This is a genomic window from Streptacidiphilus sp. MAP12-33, from assembly GCF_041261265.1.
GTDB lineage: Bacteria > Actinomycetota > Actinomycetes > Streptomycetales > Streptomycetaceae > Streptacidiphilus.
The window spans coordinates 31969-58037 of the sequence record NZ_JBGCCA010000048.1 but is presented as its reverse complement, the minus strand read 5'-3'; the positions used below and the strand labels follow the sequence as shown (position 1 = coordinate 58037).

Here is a 26069-nt window from a genome sequence, read left to right as displayed (position 1 = left end):
CTGGAGTGATCGTCGGTCACCGCCTCCGTTCGTGCTGACGCCAGGGCCGCTGAAGCCGGTCCCGACGTCCGGCCCGTCATGGCCCCGTACCCGTCCGTCCAGCAGAGGGAGCCCGCCCATGCCGCCGCTGTCCGCCCACCGTGTCGGGAGCGTCGCCGAGGCCCTGCGGCACGCTGTCGACCGTCTCCGCGCGGTCGGCATCGACACCGCCGAGGCCGACGCCCGGCTGCTCGCCGCCCATCTCCTCGATACCACTCCCGACCGGCTGTCCGAGTACGCCGACGCGGAGGTCCCCGCCGGCTTCGCCGAGCTGGTGGCGCGGCGGGCCGAGCGTTGCCCGGCCGAGCGGCTCACCGGCTGGGCATGGTTCCGCGGTCGCCGTTACGCACTGACGGAGGCCGTCTTCGTCCCCAAGCCGGAGACCTCCGACGTGGTCGGCCGTGCGCTCGCCGCGTTACGCGCGCAGGGCACGGAACAGCCGGTCGTCGTCGACCTCTGCACCGGGTCCGGCGTCCTGGCCGTCTCGATCGCGGCCGAGTACCCCGGCGCGCGGGTCCACGCCGTCGACCTGTCACCCGAGGCGGTCGCCGTGGCCCGGGCCAACGCCGCGGGCCTGCCGGTCCAGGTCCTCGTCGGGGACGCCTCCACGGCCCTGCCCGAGCTGGACGGCACGGTCGACCTGCTGGTCGCCAACCCCCCTTACACACCCGTGGGTCACACGGTCCACGCACCCGAGGTCGCCGACTTCGACCCGCCGTTGGCCGTGTGGGCGGGTCAGGAGGGGCTGGACGTGATCCGCGCCGTCGAGTCCCGCGCCCGCGGCCTGCTCCGCCCGGGTGGTGCGCTGCTGCTGGAGCACGGCAGCCACCAGACCCGCTCGGTGCCCGCGCTCTTCGACTCCGCCCACTGGTTCGAGGTCAGGGAACACGCCACGGTCAACGACGGTTGCCTGTCCGCGTTCCGTCGCCCGACCACGGAGCGCTGACGACGGAGCGCTGACGACGGAGAGCTGACCACGGACGGGACCGCTGCGGGCCGAGCGCGCCGCGCCCGGCCCGCTACGCGTCGGCGGGCGGCGTCGCGGCGCAGCCCTCGGAGCAGAAGCGGCTGCGGGCGCTGTTGCCCCAGCGCTGGTGCGGCGTCTGGCACCGGGGGCACCGGCGGGTGATCCCCGGGGTGGTGGTGTCGATCAGGTCCAGGGCGTTCAGCAGGTCCCGGCAGTCCTCCGCGCCCCGGGCGCGTGAGGCCACCAGCAGCCGGGCCTGTTGGCGGGTGCGCAGGTCCTGCACGGTGTAGATGTCGTAGTCGCCTGAGCCGTACGGGTCCCGCATGTGGGCCTTCTCTCACGCACCGCGACGGCGGTGTCGGTGTGGGTTTCCCGCCCGGACGGGAGATCGAACGTGCGCCGGGGAGGCGTGACCGCGCGCCCGGTCAGCGTGCCCCGTCGCGGCCACCGGAGGTCAGGCCGTGGTGGCGGAGGGAGGGGATCATCAGGCACCTTCTCGTGTGGGCGTCGGCGGGAGCCGTCTTGACGAGAACGCGAGCGCTTCAGGGCGCGTGCTTGCCGTGGGCCTTCGGAAGAACCTTCGCGCAGGAAGGGGGTGTCTGGCTAGGGCCGTCGCTTCACTGGTCGACGTAACCGAAGTCCCCGGCGGTCCAGGCGCTGACGTCCTTGATGGCGATCCGGTACATCCCGCCGGTCTCCGGGATGCCCATCTGGCCCTGGAGGATCCGGGCCCGGTGGAAGTGCAGGTGCGCGGGAGCCCGGTCGGGGCGGGTTCGGGTGTCCTCGGCCGATCCCATGAAGATGGCGGCGAAGGGCCCGAGGAGTTCGGAGTCCCGCAGCAGTCCGGCGACGTGGCTCCGCCACACGTCCTCCGGGACGAGCCTGCCGGTGATGACCGCGCCGTGGACGAGGACGGTGAGGGGCATCTGGTTCGTCTGCTCGGCTTCCACGGTGGTGGCGATCTCCACGAGAAGCGCATCCGGCGTCGACATGCGGCCGATGCTACATGCGGTCGGCGCCGTGGTGCGGTGCGGCGGTCGCCGGATCTGGACCTTTCCGTGCTACTGTCGATATCAGTTGCAGTTGTGGTTCCCAAAAACTTCGAGTCCCCGCTCGATCCGGTTACGGCTCGAACGGGAGTACTTTTGTATTTCCGGCTCTGCCGGTCGGGGCAATCATCGCGGCGACCGCGGGTGCCGCAAAGTGCGGTTCCCGGGTATTGCCCCTGAAGGAGATTCAAATGGCTTCCGGCACTGTCAAGTGGTTCAACTCGGAGAAGGGCTTCGGCTTCATCGAGCAGGAGGGCGGCGGTCCCGACGTCTTCGCCCACTACTCGAACATCGCCACCCAGGGCTTCCGTGAGCTCCTCGAGGGCCAGAAGGTGACCTTCGACGTCACCCAGGGCCCGAAGGGCCCGCAGGCGGAGAACATCGTTCCGGCCTGACGCTGACGCGCATGACGCGGTCGGGGCCCGCCTCCCAGGAGTGCGGGCCCCGACCGCGTCTGCTTTTTTGCTTTCCGGGGCCCGCTCGCGGGCCCTGCCGGTCGAGCGGCCCGAATTCCCGGCGTATCCCGCGCGCGCAGCCTGCGCCTGCCCGGTAACGACCAGTTTCGGCGTCGTTTTCGTTGTCCCGGTTCGTTCTGCAATTCACGTCGCCACGGCCGGCCGTGAATTCCTCGACGCACCCGCTCGAGGAAGGCTCCCGCATGAACGTTTCACCTGGCACGAGCGACACGACGGGCACGCAGGACACACCCTCGTTCGCCGACCTGGGCCTGCCGTCCCCCCTGCTGCGTGAGCTGACCCGCCAGGGGATCGCCGAACCGTTCGAGATCCAGTCCGCCACGCTGCCCGACGCTCTCGCCGGACGGGACATCCTCGCGCGTGGGCGCACCGGGTCGGGAAAGACGCTCGCGTTCGGCCTCGCCGTGCTCGCCAGGAGCACCGGTCCACGCGGCACGCCCCGGCAGCCGCGGGCCCTGATCCTGGTCCCGACGCGGGAACTCGCCCAGCAGGTCAGCCAGGCGCTCGCCCCCTACGCCCGATCCCTGGGTCTGCGGGTGGCCACGGTTGTGGGCGGCCGGTCGATCAGTGCGCAGGCCCGCGCGCTGCGCGCGGGGACGGAGGTCGTCGTCGCCACCGCGGGACGGCTTGCGGACCTCGTCGAACGCGGAGAGTGCCGGCTGGACGGGGTGGCCGTCACCGTGCTGGACGAGGCCGACCAGATGGCCAACCTGGGCTTCCTGCCCCAGATCACCGCCCTGCTCGACCAGGTGCCACCCGGCGCCCAGCACCTGCTCTTCTCCGCCACCCTGGACCGCGACGTCGACGCGCTGGTGGACCGCTACCTGACCGATCCGGCCGTGCACGAGGTCCACGCCTCCGCCGAGGCGCTCGCCGCGACCGAGCACCACCTCGTCGAGGTCGACGCCGCGCACAAGCAGGCCGCGGTCACCGAGATCGCCGCCCGTGGCGAGCAGGTGCTCCTGTTCCTGGAGACCCGGGACGCGGTCGACCGGCTCACCGGGCACCTGCTGGACCACGGCGTCCGGGCGGCGGCCCTGCACGGCGGCAGGTCGCAGGCGCAGCGCTCGCGCACGCTGGAGCAGTTCAAGGCAGGGCAGGTCACCGCACTGGTCGCCACCAACGTCGCGGCCCGCGGCATCCACATCGACGACCTCGCACTGGTCGTCAACGTCGACCCGCCCGGGCACCACAAGGACTACCTGCACCGTGGCGGACGCACGGCCCGTGCCGGCGCCTCGGGCACGGTCGTCACCCTGGTCCTGCCCCACCAGAGCCGCGTCGTCGCGCAGCTGCTGGAGCGGGCCGGCATCACCGCCCAGACCGGCCGCCGGGCTACGGCGACGCAGGGCGGTAGCCACCGAGGAAGCGCCATCCCACCAGCGCGATGACCTCGGCCTCCGCGACCGGGAACCACCGACCCGCGGTGGAACTCCCCGGGCAGCGGCCTGGCCCCGGCGGTGCGTCAGGATCCTTGTGAAGACGTGGTGTTGTCACCTCCACGCGCCAGCCGGGCTCACCCGTGCGGGGTAACCTGGGGGCGTCCAGGGCACTTCGCATCCGGTCGTCGTTCCGGCATCGTCCTGGGTTCACCACACTGCCGTGCGGCCGCACCGGCTGCTCGGAGACAGGCTCAGGTGCCATCGTGGCCAGCCGACTGCTTTCCTTCGCGGGGTCCCGCCTGACCGTGGCCGACGTCATGGAGCCGTACGCGCACCAGATCGCCGACGACTCCACCATCGACCAGGCCAACGACCTCTTCGAGGATCCCGGTATCCCCTACCTGCTCGTCCACGACGCGGCCGGGCGTTGCGAGGGCCTGGTCACCCGGTCACGGCTGCTCGTCTTCCTGGCCCGCTCGTGGTACACGCAGCACACCGCCATCAGGGACACCGTCTACCAGCGCGGCCCGTTCGCCCGGCCGGCAATGGCGCTGGAGCCCGCCGCGGACACGATGCGGACCAAGCAGCTGCGGGTCTGGCCCGTCGTCGACGACGACGGGCACGTCCTGGGCGTCCTCAGTCTGGGCGCCCTGGGCGCGCGACTTCCCGGCGGTGTCGCGTCCGCCACGTGACGGGGACGGCCGCCCTGCGAGGGCCTGCGCCGTTCGGGTCAACCTCCACGCCGCCGCATCCACCCCAGGACGAGGAGCACCAGCCCGGCCAGCACGGTCACGGCCCCCAGCGCGGCGTAGCCGGGGTGGCCGGACATCATGGAGCCGTGCAGCGCCCCGGTGCCCTGCGCGATCCACACTCCGCCCAGCACCACGAGCACGGCCCCGATGATCCGTGGGATCCACATCGCGCACCTTCCAGCCTCGGACGACTGCGGCGTATCCGGTACCTTCTCTCCGCCTTTACCCGGTTCTACGCGCCCAGGCGGGCGCGGGTTCACCGGGTCGTCGGCGGAGCGGGGGTGATGTCATGGGCTCCGGGGCCGCATACTTGCGGTAATGACAAGATCTGAGGGACCCAAGCGCATTCTGCCCGCCAGCCCGTTCACGCGCCCCAGCGCGCCTGTTCCCGAACGGTTCGCCGTCGGGGACCGGGTGAACCACGACAAGCACGGCCTCGGTCGTGTGGTCGCCGTGGAGGACGAGGCTTCGGTGATAGTCGATTTCGGCTCGGCCCACCGCCGTATCTCCTCGCCCTTCTCCGCTATGACGAAACTCTGACAGTCCCGACATCGCGCCCGCCCGGGAGGTTCCGCCGGGCGCGTCGGGGCGAGGAACCGGGCCGTGGTCCGGTGGCTGCTGTGCGCGGCGGCTCCCTGCCGTCGCGGCCGCAGGGCTGTCAGCGCAGGCACGCCGGGCAGGGATGCCGGTGGGCCAGCGCCTCGCCGAGCGGAACCAGGAGGACGGCGGGTACGCCGCCATCCATGGTGCGCGCGAACTCCTGGCCCGCCAGGAAGAGCTTGCAGTCCTCGCCGGAGTGGTACGTGTCGCTCGTCGCGGTGGTCACGACGGCTGCCGGGGTGGGCACAGGTGGGTTCCGGTCTCCGGGCCGCGCAGGCCCGGTGTCGGCGTTCGCCGAGAACGACAGGGGCACGGCAGCCGGTGTGCGGAATACCCTCGGTGTCGTCAGCCTACTCCGCGCCGGCCCGCAGGGACCGGCTCCGCCGCTTCGGCCTTCCCCGGGTGCACGATGGAGGTGGCGCACCCCTGATCCCCGGGGGCGGCGTCGACCGAGGAGATGACCATGTTCGGTTATCGGGTTCCCGCTCCGGATCAGGCGATGCTGATCTCAGGTGGTCGGCGGGGGATGGGGACGGCGCCGTTCCGTGTGGTCACGGGGCACGGCGCGTTCGTGTCGCCGGTTTTTCGCAAGACCCGCTTCCTGACCCTGGCGATGTGCGAGGCGGAGGTCGACGAGAACTGCGTCACGCACCAGGGCATCGCGCTGACGGTCCGCGCCGTGATCGCTTTCAAGGTCGGCAACGACACGGAGAGCATCGTCAATGCGGGCCAGCGGTTCCTCTCCGACCAGGACCAGATGTCGGTCCTGACCGGCCGGATCTTCGCCGGTCACCTGCGGTCGATCATCGGTTCGATGACGGTCGAGGAGATCGTCACCGAGCGGCAGAAGCTGGCCACGGAGGTGCTGGAGACCTCCAAGGCCGAGATGGCCAAGATCGGCCTGACCGTGGACTCGTTGCAGATCCAGTCCATCGACGACGGACAGACCGGCTACATCGCGGCGATGGCCGCTCCGCACCAGGCCGCGATCCAGCGGCAGGCGAAGATCGCGCAGGCCCAGGCCACCCAGGCCGCGGCCGAGGCGGAGCAGGCGGCCGAGATCGCCGCCGGACTGGTCGGCCAGGGCCTGACCATTCTGGACTCGGTCCGGCAGAACCTCGGCGGCATCCCGCGCGCGCTCGGCGAGGCCGAGGACGGCACCGGCACTGGCGCCGGTGGTGGTGACGGTGCCGGGAAGGCACGCACCAGGCACCTCGGCCCGGTGGACTGACGCCCCCGGGGCGCGCATCGCGCCCCGGCGACGACTACCAACGCGCGATGCCGCGCCCGAGGCCGAGCGCAGTGCCGGAGCCGGAGCCGGACGGTGATCCCGACAGGGAGGGCGGTCCGAAGCCGGATGCCGATCCGGACACCGCCCCGGACAGCGACCCGGACGCCGAGGGGGACCCGCTGCCGGACGGCGCTCCCGAGGGCGAGGGTGATTCCGAACCGGAGGGGGAGCCGGATCCGGACGGTGATCCCGAACCGGAGGGCGAGCCGGAACCGGACGGGGAGCCCGACGTGGAGGGCGAGCCCGAACCGGAGGGCGATCCCGATCCCGAGGGGGAGCCCGAACCGGACGGTGATTCCGATCCCGAGGGCGAGCCGGACGCCGAAGAGCTGCCGGACGCGCTCGGTGAGCCCGAACCGCTGCCGGAACCGCTCGCCGACGGGCTGGGGAGGGGCGGCGGGGGGACCCGGTGGTCGCCGTGGCCGTCGCCGCCGACCGGACGGCTGAACCACTGGTTGTGCTGCTGGTCGTAGAGGATGATCGTGGTCTGCTCGGTCACCGTGGACTCGATGATGACGATCTCGTCCGTGCGGAACGTCGGCCAGGATGTGCCCGTGAACGTCTCCTGGCCGCTGGTGACGGTGGGCGCGAGCAGCGGATTGCCGCAGGCACAGCGGGCCCGCGGCAGGCCGCGGGCGTCGATCAGCACGGCGGTGCCGGACTGGAGCACCGACTGGAACGCCGTCGCCTGCCCGTTCTGGAAGCCGTGGTTGGTCACCCGGGTGTCGGCCCGCAGCACGACGGGCGTCAGCGACCTCAGGTAGGCGGGGATCTGGTCGGGCGCGATGCCCTCGACGGAGGCCCAGGCGCGGCCCTTGTCCTGGTGCGTGGTCAGGTACGCGGCCAGCTGCGCGACATCGCAGCTGGAGAGGGACTCGGTGCCGCCGTAGAGGCCGACGGCCGAGCCGGGAACCTGTCGGGCCGAGGTGCCGGCCGCCTGCGTCGCGACCGGCTGGGCCGGCGAGGCCGTGGCGGAGCGGGGGTGCGAGGGCGTTGCCGAGGCGCTGGTCGTCGCCGTGCCCTGGGCGGTGGGCGTGAACGGATAGGGTCCCGTCGAGTTCGCCGGCTGGAGGGCGACGGCCTGTGAGGTGCCGGGGCCCGTCAGCACGAGTGGCAGCACCACGGCTGCCGCCACGCCCGCGCCGATCACCGCCCAGGCGCCCGGCCGTCGCCACCAGCTCCGGTGCGGTGGCCCGCCCGCCGCGGACGCGCCGCCGCCCTCGCCGCCCGAGGGCGGCCCCTGGGGCGGCTGTGCGGGCGGTCCGGGCCGGCCGGCCGCCTGTGTCTCCGGCGCGGTGGACGCGGCGGTGGCGGGGTGGTCCGAGGGCCGTGAGGGCGGGGTGGCCGAGGGAGCCGACAGCGGCCCGGAGGGCGGTCCGGACGGTGTGCCCGCGGCCTGCTCGGACGGCGGACCGCCGGGCCCGCCGCCGGGGAACTGCCGGTGCGGCTCCGTGGGCGGATCGTTGGGCGGCTGTGCGGGCGTTTGGGCACTCACGGGCCTTGCCTCCCAGGCGTGCGGGTCGTCGGCCCCCCGGTCACCGCCATTCTCGACCGACCCGCTCGGCCTCGCACACGGCGGCGCCCGGCGCGGTCACGGGCCGTCACCACCGGGCCCGGAGCCCGGCGCCGGGCTCGGCCCGGCGTCCGGCGGCTCGACGGCCGCCAGGGTGTGGATGCGCTGGCCGTCGCAGTAGAACCAGCGTTCCTGGTCCAGGTCGAGCAGCCACGCGGCGTCGCCGTCCAGCACGACGCCGAGGCGCAGCCCGTGGGTGAGGTGCCGGAAGGTCTCCAGGTCGACGGTCCCGTCGGCGAGGTCCTCGACCCCCTCCCGGTACTGCGCCAGGGCGTGCTCCAGCTGCCGCAGCAGCGGACGCGGATCGGCCGTACGGGTGAGTGGCTGTGCGGTCCCGGGCGGGCTGTGCGGGAGGGAGACCAGCAGGCGGCCGTCGACCCAGGCGGTCCAGCCGTTGGAGCAGACCACCCGGGCCCAGTCCCCGCGCACGTCCTCGACCCGCACGGGCAGCAGGGCGTCCAGCCGGACGCTCGGCTCGGAGAAGTCCGGCCTGGTCCAGGTGGCGAGGCCGTCCGGCGGCGCGACGTGGGTCGGCCGGAACTCCAGCGGGTCCATGGCAACGTCCTATCCGCACGGGCCCTGCCCCGCCACTCGGGGGGCCGCGCGGCATCAGCCGCGCAGGGTGGTCTCCAGGCGGCGCAGGGCGAGGGCGAGGCACCCGGCCCCGAGCAGGGCGAGGTAGCCGGCCGGCACCAGCAGCGCCGGTCCGGCGTGCCCCAGGAACGGCTGCCGGACCAGCTCGATGCTCTGGTAGAGCGGCAGGCACTCCACCAGCAGCTGCACCGGGCGCGGATACACCCCGAGCGGGTAGAAGGTCGTCGCGAACAGGAACATCGGCAGCATCACCAGCTGGATCAGCTGGAAGTCCTGCCAGCTGCGCAGCAGGGTGACGACCAGCAGGCCCAGGGAGGCGAAGGCGAAGCCGATCAGCAGCGCGCTCGGCACGACCAGCAGCGCCCAGGCGCTGCTCACCAGCCCCAGCAGGGAGACCACGACGAGGAAGCCGACGGTCACCAGCGCGCCGCGCAGCAGCGCCCAGCAGGTCTCGCCGAGCGCCACGTTCCAGACCGTCATGGGCGTGGTGAGGATCGACTCGTAGGTCCGGTCGGTGCGCAGCTTGCCGAACATGTTGAAGGTGGTCTCGTTCATGGCCCCGTTCATGGCGGCCGTCGCCAGCAGCGCGGGCGCGACGAACTGCGGGTAGCGCACGGTGGTGTCGCTCAGACCGGGCACGTGGCCGACCAGGGCGCCGATCCCGATCCCGAAGCTGACCAGGTAGAGCACCGGCTCGAAGACCTCGGCGACCAGCACCAGCCAGGTGTGGCGGTAGATCATCAGGTTGCGCAGGACCATGGCGTGCGCGCCGCCGGATCGGGCGGGCCGGCTCGTGAGCGGCGGGGCGGAGAGGTCGACGGCGGCCGTCATGGGCGTGCTGCCTTTCGGGAGGTCCGGGGAGCCTGTCGGGAGCGGCCGGTCAGGTGTGCAGGTGCCGCCGGTAGCTGCGCCGCGCCGCCCAGAGGCCGACCGCCGCCATGGCGGCGAGGTAGCCGACGTGGACCAGGGTGGCCAGGGCCGTCGCGGTGCCGAGCGCGAGCGTGCGGCACAGTTCCACGCCGTGCCACAGCGGCGTGACCTCGGCTGCCGCCTGCAACCAGCGCGGCAACTGGGTGGTGGGGAAGAAGGTCCCGGAGAACATGTAGAGCGGCAGGATGCCGAACCGCATCATCTGGTTGAGCGCGACGGGCCGGGTGACGGTGACCGCCCAGGCCATCACGGGTGTGGCGAAGGCCAGGCCGATCAGCACCGCGCAGGGGACCAGCAGCAGCGCGCGCACCGCGCCGACGGCGCCGAAGGCCGCTCCGACCAGCGCGAACATCACCCCGGACATGGCGACCCTGAGCACGACGAACATCAGGTGCCCGTGCAGGATGTCGCTCGGATCCAGTGGTGTCGCCGACGCCGCGCGGTAGTTGCCGCGGGTGCGCATCGACTGCATCACCGGCCCGGCCGACTCCACGTAGGTGGTCTGCATGGCGGCTGCCGCCAGCAGGCCCGGCAGGATGAAGTGCAGATACGGGACGCCGTGCAGGGCCGTGGCGGCGTGCGCGTTGATCAGCTTGCCCAGTCCGGCGCCCAGCGCGGTCAGGAAGAGCAGCGGATTGGCCACGCTGATCACCACCGTCCCGCGCCAGACCCGGCGGTAGCGGTGCAGCCAGTAGCCCAGCTCGCGGAGGGCGGGGGACTGCGGCAGGGGACGGCGCTCGGCGGTGGTCGTGCGGGGCATCGGTCCCTCGGTCCCTCGGAGGCGGGTAGGGGTGTGTCGTGTCCGGTGTGCTGGGGGTGTCAGTAGACGAGGGAGCGGCCGGTGAGGGTGAGGAAGACGTCCTCGAGGGTGGATCGGCGGACCAGGGCCGTGATCGGGCGGGTACCGGTGGTGTGGACCCGGCCGAGGACGGCCTCGCCGTCGTCGGTGTAGAGCATCAGGCGGTCCGCCAGGTCCTCGTGGCGGGGGACCAGGGAGCGGAGCTTGTCCCCGAAGGCCGCGCGGTCCGCGTCGGTCAGCCGCAGCTCGACCACCTCACGCGTGGTGTGACGGGTGATCAGCTCGGTGGGCGAGCCCTCGGCGACGATCCTCCCGGCGTCCATGACCACGATGCGGTCGCACAGCTGCTCGGCCTCGTCCATGTAGTGGGTGGTCAGCAGGAGCGTGACGCCCTCGCGCTTGAGCTGGAACAGCCGCTCCCACAGCAGGTGCCGCGCCTGCGGGTCCAGCCCCGTGGTGGGCTCGTCCAGCAGCACGATGTCGGGGTTGTTGACCAGCGCGCGGGCGATCGTCAGGCGGCGCCGCATGCCGCCGGAGAGTGCGGCGACCGATTCGTCGGCCTTCTCCGTCAGCCGCGCGAACTCCAGCAGCTCGTCGGCGCGACGTCGCACCTCGGCCTTGGGCAGGCCGAAGTAGCGACCGTAGACGATCAGGTTCTCCCGCACCGTCAGTTCGGTGTCCACGGTGTCGTCCTGGGGGACCACCCCGAGCCGGGCCCGGATCGCGGGACCCTCGGTGGCGGCGTCGTGGCCCAGGACGGACAGTTCGCCGCCGCTCGCGGGGGAGACACAGGCGATCATGCGCATCGTCGAGGACTTGCCGGCGCCGTTCGCGCCGAGCAGCCCGAACGCCTCGCCCCGGTGGACCTGGAAGTCGATTCCGTCGACGGCGGTGAACGCCTGGCCCCCGGGCTTTCCGTAGACCTTGCGCAACTGGCGTGCGGTGATGAGGGACTGCGACGCGGTGGGCACGGTCGAGCACGCTAGCGACGCCCATCCGGAGATTGCAAGGGAATATCTTGGATTTGCTGGCTCCAGTCTGACTCTTGCACTCCTCAGCGGTAGACGGTCCCGGGCCGGGGCGTGCCCGGGGCGAGGAGCTGGGACACGGTGACGAAGGTGTAGCCCTGGTCGCTGAGCGACTTGAGGATGGCGGGCATCGCGGGCACGGTCCCCTTGTGCAGGGGATGCAGCAGGATGATCCCGTCGCGCGCGGCGCCGTCCAGGACCCGCTCGGTGATCAGCGCCGAGTCGTCCGTCTGGTAGTCCTTGGCCGTCACCGTCCACAGCACCTGGGCCATGCCCAGCTCGCGGGAGATCGCCGAGACGCGGTCGTCGGTCCGGCCCTCCGGCGGACGCATCAGGGTGGGCCGGCGACCGGTCAGGTCCTCGACGGCCTTGGCCGTCCGGTCGAGCTCGTCCCTGACCACGGCGTCGGAGCTTTCGGTCAGCCGGGGGTGGTTCCAGGTGTGGTCCCCGATCTGGTGACCCTCCTGCGCCATGCGCCGCACCACGTCCGGGTGGCTGTGGATGCCCCGGCCCTCGAGGAAGAAGGTCGCCGGCGCGTGGTACTGCTTCAGCAGATCCATCAGGCGGGCGGTGGGTTCCCCGGGATTGCCGTCGAAGGTGAGCGCGAGGCACTTCTGCCGGGAGCAGTCCACCTGCCCCGCCGCAGCGCTCCCGTTCGCCTGCTCCCGTGCCTGCTGCGGGGTGACCGTCGCCATCGCGGAACCGCGGACGACCACCGTCGTGACGACCGAGGCGACGACCACCACGGCCAGCCCCAGCAGCACGAACAGGCGCGGACGTCTCCTTACGAACTTCATTCCAGGAATCGTACGGTCGGCCCCGCCCCGGAACGGGGGACCAAAGTCCTCAGCTCAGCAGGTGGTCCAGGGCGCGGCCGAAGACGGCACGGGCGACGCGGGCCGTCAGCGGATCGAGAGCCGCCGGGACGCCCTTGACGCGGATCTCCTCGACCCAGACCGCGCGGGTCGAACCGTCCTCGCCGGTGTCGACGCGCAACTCCGCCCAACCGCGGACGATCCGGCCGCGCTTCTCCAGACGGCACAGCGCCCCGCGCCCCGGTTCCGGCGCACGGAACGCGACGATCTCCATGGGATCGTCGAAAGCGAGTGGCCCGATCGCCGTCCGGGCCAGGACCACGTCCCCGACGGCACGCCCCGCACCGCGGACGGCACCGACCAGGGTGAACGGCACGCCCTCGCCGTGGCGCGGCCAGTCGGTCAGCCGCGCCCAGCAGGCGGCGGGCGTGAGGGTGGTGGTGCGGGTCACCAGGAAGACGGCCATCGCCGCTCAGCATACGGTTCCGCCGACGCCGCCGCCGGGACCGCCCGTAGGCTGGGGCCGACCGCGCGAGTCGGCTGCCGTCGCGGCAGCGGCGCGGAGGCGGAGGAGAGTTCGGTGCGGCGGTTCGACTGTTCGAACGAGGAGCAGCGCGAGGCGGGGCTGCGTGAGGCGGCGGCCGCGGTCAAGGACGGTCGGCTCGTGGTGCTGCCCACGGACACCGTCTACGGCGTGGGCGGCGACGCCTTCGACCCGGCGGCCGTGAACCGGGTCCTCGCGGCCAAGGGCCGCGGCCGGAACATGCCCTCGCCCGTGCTGGTCGGCGGCCCGGAGCAGGTGGACGACCTGGCCGAGGAGCTTCCCGCGCAGGCCCGGGAGCTCATGTCCCTGTTCTGGCCCGGCGGGCTGACCCTGATCGTGCGCCACCGGCCGTCGATCACCCTGGACGTCGGCGACACCGGCGGCACGGTGGGCATCCGGATGCCGGACCACCCCGTCGCCCTCGACCTGCTGCGCAGGACCGGCCCGATGGCGGTCTCCAGTGCGAACCTGACCGGCCGTCCCTCCCCGCAGGACTGCGACGCGGCACAAGGGATGCTGGGCGACAGCGTCGCCGTCTACCTCGACGGCGGTGCGACGGCGGCCGCCGTCCCCTCCTCGATCGTCGACCTGACCTGTGCCGAGCCCGTGCTGCTGCGTGCCGGCGCGATCACCCTGGAGGAGCTGCGCAGGATCGTGCCCACGCTGCGCGAGCGCTGACCGGGGCGACCGGCGGCCCGGGCCCACACGCCGGTTCTGATCGTTCGCCACCGGGTCAGGGCCGTGCCTCGGCGATGACGACGGTGACGTCGTCGCCGGCGACCGGGGGCGTGAGGGCGGCCAGGAGGTGGTCCGCCGCCGTCTCCAGGGGTAGGTGCCGGAGTCCGGCGAGCTCGGCGAGGAGGGCGTCGAGGCGGTCGCCGAGGGCCTGGTCCCGTCGCTCGATGAGGCCGTCGGTGTACAGGACCAGCCGTGCCCCGGGCAGCAGCGGCACCTCGCTGGTGGCGAGCTCCACCGTCGCGGCGGCGCCCAACGGCGCGCCCGGGGGCAGGTCGAGCAGGAGCGGTGGACCGTCCGGGGGTTGGGTCACGGGCGGCAGGTGGCCGGCCAGGGCGATCTGGCAGAGGCCGGCGGCCGGCGTGCACTTGGCTATCGCGCAGGTCGCGATGGTGTCGTCCAGTTCGCCGGTCAGTTCGTCGAGTTGGCGCAGGATGTCTGCGGGGTTCAGGCCGAGGCGGGCCAGGGCCCGTGCAGCGGTGCGTAGTTGGCCCATCGTCGCGGCGGCGTTGATCCCGTGCCCCATCACGTCGCCGACGACCAGCGCGGTTGCGCCGTCGCGCAGCGGGATGACGTCGAACCAGTCGCCCCCGGCGTGACCGGCGGCCGCCGCGGGCTCGTAGCGGCAGGCGACCTGCAGGCCGGGGACCTCGGGCGGGGGCTTCGGCAGCAGGTGGCGCTGGAGCGTGGTCGCGGCCAGTTCCTGGGCCATGTACGAGCGGGCGTTGTCGATGCACACCGCCGCGCGGGAGGCCAGCTCCTCGGCGAGCAGCAGGTCGTCCGCGTCGAACGGGAGCGGATTGCGGGCGCGTTTGAGGTCGAGGGCGCCCAGGACCTCGCCCCGCGCGCTGAGCGGGACGGCGAGGTAGGAGTGGACGCCCGCCCGGGCCAGGACCGCCGCCGCCTCCTCGTCGCGTGCGATGCGGGCCAGGTGGTCGGAGCGCACGTACGGGACGAGGATCGCCCGTCCGGTGGCCGCGCACTGGGTGACCAGCCGGTTCGCCTCGTAGCGTGTGATCTCGCCGACGGGGTCGGCGGCTTCGGCGGCCTCGGTGGGATAGGCGGACTTGACCGCCAGCGCGCGGAAGAGCGCCGGGCCGGTGTGGGTCAGGTGGGCGGTACGCGACGCGAGGACCGCGTCCAGGACGTCGACGGCGGCGATGTCCGCCAGGCCGGGGACCACGATGTCGGCCAGCTCGCGGGCGGTCTGCTCCAGGTCGAGGGTGGTGCCGATCCGGGCCGTGGCGTGGGCGATCAGCGCGAGTCGGCGCCGGGCCTGTGCGGCCTGACGGTCGGCGCGGTGCTGCTCGGTGATGTCCACGACCGACAGGGCGACCCCCAGCACCCGCCCGCCCGGGTCCTCCAGCCGGTAGCAGGAGGTCAGCCACGCGTGGTCCACCTCCGGGTCGGCGGGAGTGCGGCCGGTGCGGAGCTGGTCGAGCATCGGCGTGCCGGTGGCCAGCACCTGGTGCATCGCCTGGTCCGCCGCGTCGGTGTCGATGAAGGGCAGCATCTCGGGGATGGTGCGGCCGACGTGCCGTTCCGCCGGGATGCCGTTGATGCGTTCGAGGGCCGGGTTGACCAGGACGTAGCGCAGGTCGGTGTCCAGGACGGCCAGGCCGATGGGGGACTGGGCGACCAGCCGCGCGCACAGCGCCAGGTCGCGCTCCAGCGCGCGCACGAGCGACTCGTCCGCGGCAAGCCCGAGCGCGTAGGGGGCTCCCTCCTTGTCCCGCAGCCGCACGTTGAGGAACTCCACCTGGCGGGTGGAGCCGTCCTTGTGGCGGACGGGGAAGACCCCGTCCCAGCTCCGGCCGCTGCCCATGACGGTCGTGAACAGGTCCAGGACCAGGGCGGTGTGCTGCTCGTCGACGAGCAGCGAGGCCGCGTACTGCCCGAGGGCCTCCTCGTCGCTCCACCCGAACAGCGCGCGCGCCTGCGGGCTCCACAGGGCGACCCGGCCGTCACCGTCGAGCAGGACGGCCGCCACACCCAGCAGGTTCAGCAGGCCGCCCGGCAGGGACGAGGTCGACCGGGACGGTCCAGCTGCTGTCCCGTCGGCGTCCGAGGCGTTCATCCGGATCCGCCCTTCGTCGCCTGACCCAGGAGCGCACTGATCTCTTCATCCTCGTCGTCCGCTGTAGCTTTCGCCAGCTTGAGAAAGAACTGGTTAAGGAAATCAGCAAGCACTTCAACAACGTGTTGACGCCGGTCGGGGTCGCCCCTACCTTTCCTTCGTGCGGAATTCACATTCCGCATCATGGAATCATTCTGAAGAAGGAGCGCCCGATGAACCTCGCGCCCCGAGAGATCGACAAGCTCTACGTCTACGTGGTGGCCGATCTGGCCCGCCGACGCCGCGACCGCGGGGTCAAGCTCAACTACAGCGAGGCCGTCGCTCTGATCAGCGAGGGCATCCTGGAGGGCGCCCGCGACGGACGCACCGTCGCGGAGTGCATGGAGCTCGGCAGGAGCGTCGTCGCGGCCGGTGAGGTGATGCCGGGCGTGCGCGAGATGCTCCCGCTGCTCCAGATCGAGGCCGCCTTCGTGGACGGCACCAAGCTGGTCTCCTGCCACGACCCCATCGGCGCCTAGCCGTGCGGTCCGCAGCCAGGCCCGCCCCCCTGATCCTGGTGGGCGGGCACGAGAGCCGTGGCGGGCAGGCACTGGGTCCGCTGGTGGAACAGGGCGTCGCCTTCCGTGCGGTCGGCGTCGGACGGGAGCTGACCCGCGCGGTCGCGGACGCGCTCGCCGCCCGGCCGGGGCAGCCGGTCTGTGTGGTGCCGATGTCCCTGGGCCGTGACCCGCGGCTGGTCGCCGACACCGCACGGGCCTTGCGCTGGCTGGCGGCCGACACGGGCGCCGGCGGCCGGCTGGCCCTGACCGAGCCGTTCGGGAGCGTGGGCCACCTGATCGGGTGGCTGCGCGCCGCTGTCGGTCGTGCCGCTGTCGGTCGTGCCGCCGCCGACAGCGTCCCCGCAGCCGCCGCCACAGCCGTGCTGCTCACGGCGCCCGCGGCCGGGCCCTTCGACGACGCGGAGCTGTTCCGGATCGCCCGGCTGGTCCGCCAGTACGGCGCCCACCGCTGGGTCGAGCCGGCCTTCGACGGAGGCGACCCCGGCCTCGCGGAGGGGGTGGAGCGCTGCCGCCTGCTGGGCGCGGCCCGGGTCCTGCTGGTGCCGGCCGGGTTCGCCCCGGCCGCACCGTCGCCGGTCGCCGGGGCGCAGGACGGCGGTCCGCTGCTCTCCCCGCACGCGGTCGGCGGCATCCTCGCCGCCCGCGCCGCGGAGGCCCTGCGGAGGCTGCGGCACGGCGAGGACGGCATCGCCGCCTGGCTCGCCGCGGACCACGGCCACGGCTACGCCCACGCGCACGCGGTCACCGAGCAGCACTCCCACGGGCACCCGCACTCCCACCCGGACCCGCACTCCCGCGCGCACCCGGACCCGGACCCGCACGTCCACCCGCACCACGCCGAAAGAGAGACGCCATGTCAGCAGGCAGACCTGTCTACCTCTACGGAGACGCTCCGGTCGAGATCAACGCCGGCCGGGCCACGGCACGCGTGCGGGTGAGCAACACCGGTGACCGGGCCGTGCAGGTCGGCTCGCACTACCACTTCTTCGAGGCCAACCGAGCCCTGGACTTCGACCGGGCCCAGGCCTACGGGCGGCACCTGGACCTCCCCGCCGGGACCGCCGTCCGCTTCGAGCCGGGCGACACCCGCGAGGTGGACCTGGTCGACTTCGCCGGTCACCGGCGGCTCGTCGGATTCAGCGGCCTCGTCGACGGCGGCCTCAACGCGGCCGACACCCGCGCCAAGGCGCTGCGCCGCGCTGCCGAGCGTGGCTTCCTCGGCGCCCGCGCCGAGAGCGGAGAGGACCTCACGGTCCGGGACGAGGAGAAGGGCGGCGACCTCTGATGGCGTTCATCCCGCGCAGCCAGTACACCGACCTGTTCGGCCCCACGGTCGGTGACCGGTTCCACCTGGCCGACACCAACCTCGTGGTCGAGGTCGAGAAGGACTTCAACGAGGGCCACTACGGCGACGAGGCCGTCTACGGCGGCGGCAAGGGCATCCGCGACGGCATGGCCCAGGACCCGGCGGCGACCAACCTCCAGGGCGCGCTGGATCTGGTGGTCACCAACGTGGTGGTGCTGGACCCGGTGCTCGGCGTGGTCAAGGGCGACATCGGCGTCAAGGACGGTTTCATCGTCGCCGTCGGCAAGGCGGGCAACCCGCGGTTGCAGAGCGGCGTGCACCCCAAGCTGGTGATCGGTCCGGGCACGGAGGTCGTCTCCGGTGAGCACCTGATCGCCACCGCCGGCGGCGTGGACACGCACATCCACTTCATCGCCCCGCAGCAGGCCCAGGAGGGCCTGACCAACGGCATCACCACCTTCATCGGCGGCGGCACGGGTCCGACCGACGGCACCAACGGGACCACCTGCACGCCGGGCCCGTGGAACATCGGCCGGATGTACCAGGCCGTCGAGGAGATGCCGGTCAACACCGGCCTGCTGGGCAAGGGCAACGGCTCGCTGCCGGAGGCGCTGCGCGAGCAGGTCGAGGCGGGTGTCTGCGGGCTCAAGGTGCACGAGGACTGGGGCGCCACCCCGGCCACCATCGACACCGCGCTGCGCGTGGCGGACGAGTACGACGTCCAGGTGGCCATCCACACGGACACCCTCAACGAGTCCGGCTTCTACGAGGACACCCTCTCCGCGATCGACGGCCGCACCATCCACACCTTCCACACCGAGGGCGCGGGCGGCGGCCACGCACCGGACATCATGCGGATCGCGGGGGAGCCGAACGTCCTTCCCTCGTCGACGAATCCGACGCTGCCCTACACCGTCAACTCGATCGACGAGCTGCTCGACATGGTGATGGTCTGTCACCACCTGAGCCACGACATCCCGGAGGACGTCTCCTTCGCCGACTCCCGGGTGCGCGCGGAGACCGTCGCGGCCGAGACGGTGCTGCACGACGAGGGTGTCATCTCCATCTTCTCCTCTGACTCCCAGGCCATGGGCCGGGTCGGCGAGTCCTTCGCCCGCGCCTTCCAGACCGCGCACCACTGCAAGGACCAGCGCGGCAAGCTCGACGGGGACAGCGAGCGCAACGACAACCAGCGGGTGCTGCGCTACCTGGCCAAGCTCACCATCAACCCGGCCATCGCCACCGGAACCGCCGACTGGATCGGCTCGCTGGAGCCCGGCAAGCTCGCCGACATCGTGCTCTGGCCGATCCACTCCTTCGGTGCCAAGCCCAAGCTGGTGATCAAGGGCGGGATGGTCAACTGGGCGCTGATGGGCGACCCGAACGCCTCCCTGCCGACCACGCAGCCCATCTACTACCGGCCGATGTTCGGGGCGACGGGCAAGGCCCGCCAGGCCACCCGGGTCTCCTTCATGTCGCAGGTGGCGATCGACCGCGGCGTGCCGGGCGAACTCGGCCTGGACAGCCGGGTGCTGCCGGTCCGCGACTGCCGCACCGTCGGCAAGCAGCACATGGTCCGCAACGACGCCCTGCCGAAGATCCAGGTGGACCCGGAGACCTACCAGGTCACCCTGGACGGCGAGCCCGCCACCATCGAGCCGGCCCGGACCCTTCCGCTCAACCACCTCTTCTACCTCGCATGAGCACGGGTGTGGGTCCGGCCCTCGACCACCTGCTGGTCAGCCTCCAGCTCACCGACTCGGCGTTCCCGAGCGGCCTCTACACGCTCTCGCACGGCCTGGAGGGCTACCTCCAGGCCCGGCGGGTGGACGCCGCGACGATGCCGGAGCTGCTGGAGGACCTGCTGCGGCACTCGGTCGGACCGGCCGACGCCACCGCGCTCGCGCTGGCGCACCGCGCGGCGACGGCGGGGGAGTGGGACGAGCTGGTCGAGATCGACCAGCGGCTCTTCGCGAGCAAGCTCAACCGCGAGCTGCGCCTCGCCTCGACCAGGACGGGGCGGCAGATGCTCGAGACCGTCCGGCTCGCGCTCGGCGGTGCGGAGCTGGACCGCTACACCGCACTGGTCGTGGCCAAGCGGTCGCCCGGCTGCCAGGCGGTGGCCGCCGGGGTCGCCTACGCGGCGAGCGGCGTGCCGGTCGAACAGGCCGTGGCGAGCGACCTGTTCGCCTTCTGCGTCAGCTTCGTCAGCGCCGCCCTGCGGTTGCGGCTGACGGACCACCGGCGGGCCCAGATCACGCTGCGCTCTCTCGCGCCCGTCATCGCGGAGACCACGGCGGCGGCGCTGGAGCGCGAGCTCGCGGACCTGGGCGGCTGCGTCCCGGTCGCGGACGCGATGTCCGGCCGCCACGAGCGCGCCGAGGCGCGGATGTTCGTCTCGTGAGCAGCACAACAAGCACCAACAGCAAGAAGGAGGGCCCAAGATGACGGACGAGGTGCTGCGCGTGGGCATCGGCGGGCCGGTCGGCTCGGGAAAGACCGCGCTGATCGAGGCGCTGGTCCCGGTGCTGATCGCCCGCGGCCGACGGCCCGCGGTGATCACCAACGACATCTACACCCAGGAGGACGCCCACCACGTCCGCCGCAACCTGGCCGGGGTCCTCGACCCGGAGCGTGTGGTCGGCGTGGAGACGGGCGCCTGCCCGCACACCGCCGTCCGCGACGACCCGACGATGAACCTGGCCGCCGGGGCCGAGCTCCTGGAGCGCTTCCCGGACGTCGACACCCTCATCTACGAGTCGGGCGGCGACAACCTGACACTGACGTTCAGCCCGGTGCTGGTCGACATGTTCTTCTTCGTGCTGGACACCGCCGAGGGCGAGAAGATGCCGCGCAAGCGCGGTCCGGGCATCACCGACTCGGACGTGCTGGTCATCAACAAGATCGACATCGCGCAGTACGTCCGCACCGACCTGGACGTGATGACGTCCGACGCCCACCGCGTGCGCGAGGGCCGGCCGGTGGTGCTCACCAACAGCCTGACCGGCCAGGGCCTTACCCAGGTCGCGGACCTGCTGGAGTCCTACCGCCGGGTGCCCGCGTGACCACCACCGCCCGCCCCTTCGCGGCCGAGCGCTCCGAGCGGCTGACGCCCGCCCACTACGAGCCGTCCCGTGTCCCCGCCGAGGTGCGGCGGTACGCGGGACGGCCGCGGGCGCTGGGCGTGGGCAAGCCGGGCAAGATCGGGCTGCTGGAGCTGGGCTTCGAACGGATCGGTGTGCGCACCGAACTGGTCACCCACTACCAGAAGTCGCCGCTTCAGATCATGCGGCCGCTCTACTACGACCCGGCCCGCCCGGACCTCGCGGTCACCCTGTTGATGTCCACCGGTGGCGGCATCGTCCAGGCCGACCGGCTGCGGACGGACGTGCACTGCGGCGCGGGCACGGCCGTCCACCTGACCACCCAGGCGGCTACCAAGGTCCACCGGATGGACGCCGACTACGCCACCGCGCAGGTCCTCCTCCACGCCGGTGAGGACGCCTACGTCGAGTACCTGCCGGACCCCACCATCCCTTACCGCGACTCGCGCTTCTACCAGCGCACGGTCGTCACCGTCGCGCCCTCGGCCACCGTGCTCGCCGGGGAGACCGTGATGGCCGGACGGCTCGCCCACGGCGAGCGCAACGCCTACCGGGTCTTCGCCTCCGACCTGGAGTTCCGCCGCCCCGACGGCCGCCTGCTCGCCCTGGACACCGTCCGGCTGACGCCCGGCCGGAGCGGCGGGGGCGTGACCGGGCCGGCGGTGCTGGCCGGACACGACCTGGTGTCCACCTTCTACGCCGTCACCCCGCTCGCTCCCGCCGCCGAGGTCGCCGACGCGCTGCACCACGCGCTCAGCGCCTTCGACGGCGACGGCGGCGGGCTGCTGTTCGGGGTGAGCGTGCTGCCCGAGGACTGCGGAGCCTGGCTCCGGGTCCTCGGCGACGACCCACCCACCGTCGGCGCGGCGCTCAGGCACGCCTGGGACGCCGTCCGCCGACTGCTGATCGGCGCGCCCGCGCCGGTCCTGCGCAAGTCCTGATCCCCCTCATCGGAGAGAATCGGATGCCCTCCCACCTCGACACGGGTAACACCGCGTGGCTCATGGCGAGTACTGCCATGGTGCTGCTGATGACCCCCGGTCTCGCCTTCTTCTACGGCGGCATGGTCAAGACCAAGCACGTGCTGGTCATGCTCAAGATGAGCTTCGTCTGTCTGGCGCTGGTCACCGTGCTGTGGCTGGCCATCGGCTACAGCCTGGCCTTCGGCAAGGACGTGAACGGCTGGGGCCTGATCGGCACGCCGGCCCACTGGATGATGCACGACGTCGGCATGACCAGCCTGACCGGCAACATCCCGACCGTCATATTCTCCGCCTTCCAGATGGCGTTCGCGATCATCACCGTCGCCCTGATCAGCGGCTCGATCGCGGGCCGCGCCACCATGCGCGGCTGGCTCTGGTTCGTCGTCGCGTGGACGCTCTTCGTCTACGTGCCGATGGCCCACTGGGTCTTCGCGCCCGACGGCTGGATCGTCGCGCACCTGGGCGCGCGCGACTTCGCCGGTGGTATGCCGGTGGAGATCAACTCCGGCGCGGCCGGGCTCGCGGTCGCGATCGTGGTCCGCAAGCGCAAGGACTTCGAGCGCGAGACCATCCGTCCGCACAACCTGCCGCTGGTCGTGATCGGTCTGGCGCTGCTCTGGTTCGGCTGGTTCGGCTTCAACGCGGGCTCCGCGCTGGAGACCGGCGGCACCGCGCCGATGGCCTTCCTCAACACCCAGCTCGCCGCCTGCGGCGCGATGGTCGGCTGGCCCCTGATCGAGAAGTGGCGGCTCGGCCACGTCGAGATGCTCGGCGTCGCCTCGGCGGCCGTGGCCGGCATGGTCGCGATCACCCCCGCCTGCGGCGAGGTCTCGCCGATCGGCGCGCTGGTGATCGGCTTCGTCGCGGGCGTGGTCTGCGCCTTCGCGATCAACCTCAAGTTCAAGCTGCGCTACGACGACACCCTCGACGTGGTCGGCGTGCACGGCTGGGGCGGCGTCGTCGGCGTCCTTGGCATCGGTCTCTTCGCCACGTTCCAGATGAGCGGCAAGAAGGGCCTGTTCTACGGCGGCGGCGTCGACCTGCTGTGGCGTCAGGCCGTCGGCGTGGTCGTCTGCGCGGCGTTCTCCTTCGGCGTGACCTGGCTGATCGCCAAGGCGATCGAGAAGACCGTCGGCTTCCGCGCCGCCGAGGAGTACGAGCACGTCCCGGGCGCCGAGGAGGAGCAGGCCTACGACGACGAGACGATCGCGGAGATCCGCGAGCGCCTGCTCCAGGCCCGCGTGGCCGTCCCGGTCGTGGTCGGCGCGGCGGGCGAGGGTGTGGCCACGCCCGGCGCCAAGGGCGGCGTCGACGCGGAGCTGCTGGAGGAGCTCCGGCGCCTGCTGGAGCGCCGGGAGCAGGAGAAGTGATGCCGCAGCTCTTCGACTCGGGCAACTCCGCCTGGCTGATCATGGCCGCGGCCATGGTGCTGCTGATGGCACCGGGGCTCGCCTTCTTCTACGGCGGCATGGTGAAGACCGGTCAGGTCATCGCCATGCTCAAGATGTGCTTCGGCTGCGTGGTGCTGGTCAGCATCCTGTGGTTCGCGGTCGGCTACTCCCTGGCGTTCGGCAAGGACGCGGGCGGCCTCGGCGTGATCGGCTCCTTCGACCACGTCTTCATGACGGGCGTCGGCCTGGACAGCCGCACCGGCTCCATCCCGACGGTGACCTTCTCCGTCTTCCACATGTCGTTCGCCATCGTCACAGTCGCGCTGATCAGCGGGTCCGTGGCGGGGCGCGCGAAGATGCGGGGCTGGCTGGTCTTCGCCTCGGCCTGGACGCTGCTGGTCTACGTGCCGATGGCGCACTGGGTCTTCTCGCCCGACGGCTGGGTGGCCAAGCAGCTGGGCGCGGTCGACTTCTCCGGCGGTACGGTCGTCGAACTCGCTTCCGGCGCCGCCGGTCTGGCGCTGGCGGCGGTCGCCGGCCGGCGCGCGGACTTCGAGCGCAAGCCGATCCGTCCGCACAACCTGCCGCTGGTCGTGATCGGCTTGGCGCTGCTCTGGTTCGGCTGGTTCGGCTTCAACACCGGGTCGTCCCTGGGCGTGCCGGGCGCGGCGCCGATGGCGTTCGTCAACACCCAGTTCGCCGCCGGTGCGGCCATGGCGGGCTGGGCGGTGACGAGCTGGTGGCGCACCCGCCAGGTCGGCCTGCTCGACATCAGCATGGGCGCGGTCACCGGCATGGTCGCGATGACCCCGGCGGCCGGGGACCTCACCCCGATGTGGGCCTCGGTGATCGGCTTCCTGGCCGGTCTGACCTGCGCCTTCGCCATCAGCTGGAAGTACCGCTTCGGCGTCGACGACACCCTCGACGTCGTCGGCATCCACGGCTGGGGCGGCCTGTTCGGCATGGTGATGGCGGGCCTGGCGGCCACCGGCGTGATGACGGGCAAGAAGGGCCTGCTCTACGGCGGCGGCTGGGACCTGCTGGGCAAGCAGCTGGTCGCGGTGCTGGTGATCGGCCTGTTCGCGTTCGCGATGACCGCGCTGATCGGCAAGGTGGTCGACCTGACCGTCGGCCTGCGCCAGTCGCCGCACGCGGTCGAGGAGGAGCACGAGCAGGTCTACCAGAACGACTGGGACGTGCAGTTCAAGGAGATCGCCGACGCCCTGCGCGGCAGCGGTATCGACGAGGGCGGCAAGCAGGCCGACCCGAGTGCCCTGCTGGAGCAGGTCCGCCGGATTCTCGAGGCCGACCCTGAGCAGCTGCGCGAGTGACCTTCGCGTTCCGCCCGCGGTGGCCCCCGCTCCGTGGGGGCCACCGCGGACGGGAGCCGTGGCTCAGGATGTGATCATGCCGCCCGGCAGCGGCTACGCTGCGCCCGTGCCCAAGAAGAAGATCAAGAACGTGCTGCTGGCGTCCCGTCAGGATGCCGCGTGCAGCGCCGCCGTCGCCCTCGCCCTCGGACTGCTGGCCGGCTGGCCCTGGACGGACTGGCTCGCTCTGGCGGCGGCCCTCGTCTGCGGATCGGTCGGCTACAACCTGTGGCTCGCGTCGAATCCGCACGCGCACGCGCGCCGAACCGCAAGGAGGGCGGCGCGTCGCAGCCGCAGGGCGGGGGCGCGCCGCGGCTGAGGTAGGGCCGGGCCCGGTATCTCCGACGCGACCGTTCCGCTTCCGGCGGGAGGGGTGGACAATGCGCGGTATCGGGCCTCGCCGGTGACGGCGGGGCGCCGCTCCTGCGCGGTCCCACCGACGGAGGCGAGGTCCAGGTGACGACGACCACGACAGTTGACCCCGGCGCCGCGCCGCCCGCAACCCCCGTCCCGGTCGTCCGGTTGCGCCGGGTGGTGAAGACCTACGGCACCGGGGACGCCGCGGTCCACGCGCTGACCGGCCCCCTGGACGCGGAGGGCCGAGCGCTCGGCCTGGATCTCACCGTCGCGGCCGGGGACTTCGTCGCGGTCATGGGCAGCTCCGGCTCGGGCAAGTCGACGTTGATGAACATCGTGGGCTGTCTGGACGCCCCGACCTCGGGCCGCTACCTGCTGGACGGCGTCGACGTCGGCAACATGGACGAGCACCAGCTCTCGCTGGTGCGCAACCGCAAGATCGGATTCGTCTTCCAGTCCTTCAACCTGGTGCCCCGGATGACGGTGCTCGACCAGGTCGAACTGCCCCTGGCCTACGCCGGGGTGAGGCCGCAGCAGCGCCGCCTGCGCGCGCTGGCGGCGATCAGCCTGGTGGGCATGACGGACCGGGTGGAGCATCGGCCCAACGAGCTGTCGGGCGGCCAGCAGCAGCGTGTCGCGGTGGCCCGGGCCCTGGTGATGGCCCCCTCGATGCTGCTGGCGGACGAGCCCACCGGCAACCTCGACAGCCACAGCACCGAGCAACTACTGGCGATCATCGACCGGTTGAACGTCGCGCGGCGCACCGTGGTGCTGATCACCCATGAGGACGAGGTCGCCCGGCACGCGAAGCGGGTGGTCCGGCTCGTCGACGGGCGCATCACCTCCGACATCCGCCAGGCCCCGGTGGACGGGCCGCCGCCGGCCCTGGCGAACCCGGAGGGACTCGTCACCTAGGACCAGCATCCGGATCCCGAGGGGCGGACCCGGCCCGACCGTCACCGTCCGCGCCTGACCTGCGCCCCGCGCTCTCGGGCGGCCGGATGCGGAAGACCACGGCGTACACGCCGAGCGTGATCGCCAGGCCGACGGCGACCTCCCAGCGGGACGCCAGCACGGCGACCACCAGAGCCATGCCGACCAGCCACGGGCCGGGGGCGAGGAGATGGAACTCGCCGAATCCGGTGCTGAAGTGACCACGCCTTGCCTGGTGGGTCCGGGTCGTGTGCATGACTGCTCCCTGCCTTCCTGTCGTTCGCCGGCGCCGACCACAGTCCAGTCAACACCGGTGCCGGGAACGGCGGACGCCACGAAGGTCCTGTCCTGCGGCAGGCCGGGTCTCAACGTTCGTTGACGGTGCCGTGGCGACCGCTCGTTCGGAGTAGTGGG

General features: G+C 72.3%; 29 protein-coding genes and 1 pseudogene. 17 read left to right on the top strand and 13 right to left on the bottom strand.

Translation table 11 applies throughout. The annotated features are described in order from the left end of the window. Nucleotides 1-118 precede the first annotated feature (118 nt). Nucleotides 119-985 carry a class I SAM-dependent methyltransferase gene (locus ABH931_RS35590; RefSeq protein ID WP_370123036.1) on the top strand — a complete coding sequence of 289 codons (867 nt, stop codon included), beginning with the start codon at nt 119-121 and terminating at the stop codon, nt 983-985. Nucleotides 986-1058: 73 nt separating this feature from the next. Here the strand turns inward: ABH931_RS35590 and ABH931_RS35585 are convergent, their stop codons facing one another. Continuing rightward, on the bottom strand, nt 1059-1331 hold the full coding sequence (locus ABH931_RS35585) for a hypothetical protein (RefSeq protein ID WP_370123033.1): 273 nt from the start codon (nt 1329-1331) through the stop codon (nt 1059-1061). Between the two features lie 292 nt (nt 1332-1623). After that, nucleotides 1624-1998 (bottom strand): hypothetical protein, encoded by a 375-nt coding sequence (locus ABH931_RS35580; protein ID WP_370123031.1) that lies wholly within the window; start codon nt 1996-1998, stop codon nt 1624-1626. Between the two features lie 248 nt (nt 1999-2246). Between ABH931_RS35580 and ABH931_RS35575 the strand changes: the two genes are divergently transcribed. From ABH931_RS35575 to ABH931_RS35565, 3 genes are all read left to right on the top strand, one after another. Continuing rightward, nucleotides 2247-2450, top strand: a complete 204-nt coding sequence (locus ABH931_RS35575) for a cold-shock protein (protein WP_370123028.1) — start codon at nt 2247-2249, stop codon at nt 2448-2450. Between the two features lie 263 nt (nt 2451-2713). Then, nucleotides 2714-3922: a DEAD/DEAH box helicase gene (locus tag ABH931_RS35570; protein ID WP_370123025.1), complete on the top strand. Its 1209-nt coding sequence runs from the start codon at nt 2714-2716 to the stop codon at nt 3920-3922. A 254-nt stretch (nt 3923-4176) separates the two neighbouring features. Continuing rightward, nucleotides 4177-4605 carry a CBS domain-containing protein gene (locus ABH931_RS35565; RefSeq protein WP_370123023.1) on the top strand — a complete coding sequence of 143 codons (429 nt, stop codon included), beginning with the start codon at nt 4177-4179 and terminating at the stop codon, nt 4603-4605. Nucleotides 4606-4643: 38 nt separating this feature from the next. On the opposite strand, the gene ABH931_RS35560 is transcribed toward ABH931_RS35565, so the two are convergent. After that, entirely contained in the window at nt 4644-4832 is a 189-nt protein-coding gene (locus ABH931_RS35560) for a hypothetical protein (protein WP_370123020.1), read from the bottom strand. A gap of 491 nt (nt 4833-5323) precedes the next feature. Next, nucleotides 5324-5512: a hypothetical protein gene (locus ABH931_RS35555; protein WP_370123017.1), complete on the bottom strand. Its 189-nt coding sequence runs from the start codon at nt 5510-5512 to the stop codon at nt 5324-5326. A gap of 216 nt (nt 5513-5728) precedes the next feature. Between ABH931_RS35555 and ABH931_RS35550 the strand changes: the two are divergent. Beyond that, nucleotides 5729-6322, top strand: a pseudogene (locus tag ABH931_RS35550) (flotillin family protein); the annotation flags it as partial. A gap of 208 nt (nt 6323-6530) precedes the next feature. Here the strand turns inward: ABH931_RS35550 and ABH931_RS35545 are convergent. The 7 genes from ABH931_RS35545 to ABH931_RS35515 all read right to left on the bottom strand — a co-directional run bounded on the left by ABH931_RS35545 (nt 6531) and on the right by ABH931_RS35515 (nt 12761). Next, nucleotides 6531-8051, bottom strand: coding sequence for a DUF6777 domain-containing protein (locus ABH931_RS35545; RefSeq protein WP_370123014.1), 1521 nt, complete (start codon nt 8049-8051; stop codon nt 6531-6533). Between the two features lie 96 nt (nt 8052-8147). Beyond that, complete coding sequence (locus ABH931_RS35540; protein WP_370123011.1) at nt 8148-8684, bottom strand: hypothetical protein; 537 nt, start codon at nt 8682-8684, stop codon at nt 8148-8150. 54 nt (nt 8685-8738) lie between these two features. Continuing rightward, entirely contained in the window at nt 8739-9554 is an 816-nt protein-coding gene (locus ABH931_RS35535; RefSeq protein WP_370123008.1) for an ABC transporter permease, read from the bottom strand. A gap of 49 nt (nt 9555-9603) precedes the next feature. Beyond that, on the bottom strand, nt 9604-10413 hold the full coding sequence (locus ABH931_RS35530) for an ABC transporter permease (protein WP_370123006.1): 810 nt from the start codon (nt 10411-10413) through the stop codon (nt 9604-9606). A 59-nt stretch (nt 10414-10472) separates the two neighbouring features. Next, a complete protein-coding gene (locus tag ABH931_RS35525) occupies nt 10473-11423 on the bottom strand; it encodes an ABC transporter ATP-binding protein (RefSeq protein ID WP_370123003.1) in 951 nt (316 codons plus the stop codon). An 83-nt stretch (nt 11424-11506) separates the two neighbouring features. Next, nucleotides 11507-12277 (bottom strand): polysaccharide deacetylase family protein, encoded by a 771-nt coding sequence (locus ABH931_RS35520; RefSeq protein WP_370123001.1) that lies wholly within the window; start codon nt 12275-12277, stop codon nt 11507-11509. A 49-nt stretch (nt 12278-12326) separates the two neighbouring features. Then, on the bottom strand, nt 12327-12761 hold the full coding sequence (locus tag ABH931_RS35515) for an SRPBCC family protein (protein WP_370122998.1): 435 nt from the start codon (nt 12759-12761) through the stop codon (nt 12327-12329). A gap of 114 nt (nt 12762-12875) precedes the next feature. On the opposite strand from ABH931_RS35515, the gene ABH931_RS35510 reads away from it, so the two are divergent. Next, the gene (locus ABH931_RS35510; RefSeq protein WP_370122995.1) at nt 12876-13517 is read left to right on the top strand and encodes an L-threonylcarbamoyladenylate synthase; all 642 of its coding nucleotides are present in this window, start codon (nt 12876-12878) and stop codon (nt 13515-13517) included. A gap of 55 nt (nt 13518-13572) precedes the next feature. Here the strand turns inward: ABH931_RS35510 and ABH931_RS35505 are convergent, their stop codons facing one another. Further along, nucleotides 13573-15651: a SpoIIE family protein phosphatase gene (locus ABH931_RS35505; RefSeq protein ID WP_370122993.1), complete on the bottom strand. Its 2079-nt coding sequence runs from the start codon at nt 15649-15651 to the stop codon at nt 13573-13575. Nucleotides 15652-15863: 212 nt separating this feature from the next. Here ABH931_RS35505 and ABH931_RS35500 point away from each other — a divergent pair, with 212 nt between their 5' ends. The 11 genes from ABH931_RS35500 (at nt 15864) to ABH931_RS35450 (ending at nt 25637) form a co-directional block, all read left to right on the top strand. Further along, complete coding sequence (locus tag ABH931_RS35500) at nt 15864-16169, top strand: urease subunit gamma (protein WP_370122990.1); 306 nt, start codon at nt 15864-15866, stop codon at nt 16167-16169. A 38-nt stretch (nt 16170-16207) separates the two neighbouring features. Further along, nucleotides 16208-17149, top strand: a complete 942-nt coding sequence (locus ABH931_RS35495; protein WP_370122988.1) for a cobalamin biosynthesis protein CbiX — start codon at nt 16208-16210, stop codon at nt 17147-17149. Next, nucleotides 17146-17496: an urease subunit beta gene (ureB, locus tag ABH931_RS35490; RefSeq protein ID WP_370122987.1), complete on the top strand. Its 351-nt coding sequence runs from the start codon at nt 17146-17148 to the stop codon at nt 17494-17496. Before ABH931_RS35495 ends, ureB begins: the two co-directional genes overlap by 4 nt. Beyond that, nucleotides 17496-19220, top strand: a complete 1725-nt coding sequence (gene ureC, locus ABH931_RS35485; RefSeq protein ID WP_370122986.1) for an urease subunit alpha — start codon at nt 17496-17498, stop codon at nt 19218-19220. Before ureB ends, ureC begins: the two co-directional genes overlap by 1 nt. After that, on the top strand, nt 19217-19921 hold the full coding sequence (locus tag ABH931_RS35480; protein ID WP_370122984.1) for an urease accessory protein UreF: 705 nt from the start codon (nt 19217-19219) through the stop codon (nt 19919-19921). Before ureC ends, ABH931_RS35480 begins: the two co-directional genes overlap by 4 nt. Nucleotides 19922-19961: 40 nt before the next feature. Then, nucleotides 19962-20582, top strand: a complete 621-nt coding sequence (gene ureG, locus ABH931_RS35475; protein ID WP_370122983.1) for an urease accessory protein UreG — start codon at nt 19962-19964, stop codon at nt 20580-20582. Further along, complete coding sequence (locus ABH931_RS35470) at nt 20579-21562, top strand: urease accessory protein UreD (RefSeq protein ID WP_370122982.1); 984 nt, start codon at nt 20579-20581, stop codon at nt 21560-21562. Before ureG ends, ABH931_RS35470 begins: the two co-directional genes overlap by 4 nt. Nucleotides 21563-21585: 23 nt before the next feature. Continuing rightward, complete coding sequence (locus ABH931_RS35465; RefSeq protein WP_370122979.1) at nt 21586-22974, top strand: ammonium transporter; 1389 nt, start codon at nt 21586-21588, stop codon at nt 22972-22974. After that, nucleotides 22974-24326 (top strand): ammonium transporter, encoded by a 1353-nt coding sequence (locus tag ABH931_RS35460; protein ID WP_370122977.1) that lies wholly within the window; start codon nt 22974-22976, stop codon nt 24324-24326. Before ABH931_RS35465 ends, ABH931_RS35460 begins: the two co-directional genes overlap by 1 nt. 106 nt (nt 24327-24432) lie before the next feature. Continuing rightward, nucleotides 24433-24684: a hypothetical protein gene (locus ABH931_RS35455; RefSeq protein WP_370122975.1), complete on the top strand. Its 252-nt coding sequence runs from the start codon at nt 24433-24435 to the stop codon at nt 24682-24684. Nucleotides 24685-24821: 137 nt separating this feature from the next. Then, entirely contained in the window at nt 24822-25637 is an 816-nt protein-coding gene (locus tag ABH931_RS35450) for an ABC transporter ATP-binding protein (RefSeq protein WP_370122974.1), read from the top strand. Here ABH931_RS35450 and ABH931_RS35445 read toward each other — a convergent pair. Continuing rightward, entirely contained in the window at nt 25630-25911 is a 282-nt protein-coding gene (locus tag ABH931_RS35445; RefSeq protein WP_370122971.1) for a hypothetical protein, read from the bottom strand. The two genes, ABH931_RS35450 and ABH931_RS35445, sit on opposite strands and share 8 nt — an antisense overlap. Between the last annotated feature and the right edge of the window lie 158 nt (nt 25912-26069).

Excerpts from the sequence above, each read along its gene's own strand:
- ureG (WP_370122983.1), top strand. The coding sequence starts at position 19,962 with ATGACGGACGAGGTGCTGCGCGTGGGCATCGGCGGGCCGGTCGGCTCG.
- ABH931_RS35560 (WP_370123020.1), bottom strand. The coding sequence starts at position 4,832 with ATGTGGATCCCACGGATCATCGGGGCCGTGCTCGTGGTGCTGGGCGGA.
- ABH931_RS35460 (WP_370122977.1), top strand. The coding sequence starts at position 22,974 with ATGCCGCAGCTCTTCGACTCGGGCAACTCCGCCTGGCTGATCATGGCC.
- ABH931_RS35480 (WP_370122984.1), top strand. The coding sequence starts at position 19,217 with ATGAGCACGGGTGTGGGTCCGGCCCTCGACCACCTGCTGGTCAGCCTC.
- ABH931_RS35575 (WP_370123028.1), top strand. The coding sequence starts at position 2,247 with ATGGCTTCCGGCACTGTCAAGTGGTTCAACTCGGAGAAGGGCTTCGGC.
- ureC (WP_370122986.1), top strand. The coding sequence starts at position 17,496 with ATGGCGTTCATCCCGCGCAGCCAGTACACCGACCTGTTCGGCCCCACG.
- ABH931_RS35500 (WP_370122990.1), top strand. The coding sequence starts at position 15,864 with ATGAACCTCGCGCCCCGAGAGATCGACAAGCTCTACGTCTACGTGGTG.
- ABH931_RS35590 (WP_370123036.1), top strand. The coding sequence starts at position 119 with ATGCCGCCGCTGTCCGCCCACCGTGTCGGGAGCGTCGCCGAGGCCCTG.
- ABH931_RS35505 (WP_370122993.1), bottom strand. The coding sequence starts at position 15,651 with ATGAACGCCTCGGACGCCGACGGGACAGCAGCTGGACCGTCCCGGTCG.
- ABH931_RS35530 (WP_370123006.1), bottom strand. The coding sequence starts at position 10,413 with ATGCCCCGCACGACCACCGCCGAGCGCCGTCCCCTGCCGCAGTCCCCC.
- ABH931_RS35540 (WP_370123011.1), bottom strand. The coding sequence starts at position 8,684 with ATGGACCCGCTGGAGTTCCGGCCGACCCACGTCGCGCCGCCGGACGGC.
- ABH931_RS35515 (WP_370122998.1), bottom strand. The coding sequence starts at position 12,761 with ATGGCCGTCTTCCTGGTGACCCGCACCACCACCCTCACGCCCGCCGCC.
- ABH931_RS35570 (WP_370123025.1), top strand. The coding sequence starts at position 2,714 with ATGAACGTTTCACCTGGCACGAGCGACACGACGGGCACGCAGGACACA.
- ABH931_RS35580 (WP_370123031.1), bottom strand. The coding sequence starts at position 1,998 with ATGTCGACGCCGGATGCGCTTCTCGTGGAGATCGCCACCACCGTGGAA.
- ABH931_RS35465 (WP_370122979.1), top strand. The coding sequence starts at position 21,586 with ATGCCCTCCCACCTCGACACGGGTAACACCGCGTGGCTCATGGCGAGT.
- ABH931_RS35445 (WP_370122971.1), bottom strand. The coding sequence starts at position 25,911 with ATGCACACGACCCGGACCCACCAGGCAAGGCGTGGTCACTTCAGCACC.
- ABH931_RS35535 (WP_370123008.1), bottom strand. The coding sequence starts at position 9,554 with ATGACGGCCGCCGTCGACCTCTCCGCCCCGCCGCTCACGAGCCGGCCC.
- ABH931_RS35520 (WP_370123001.1), bottom strand. The coding sequence starts at position 12,277 with ATGAAGTTCGTAAGGAGACGTCCGCGCCTGTTCGTGCTGCTGGGGCTG.
- ABH931_RS35585 (WP_370123033.1), bottom strand. The coding sequence starts at position 1,331 with ATGCGGGACCCGTACGGCTCAGGCGACTACGACATCTACACCGTGCAG.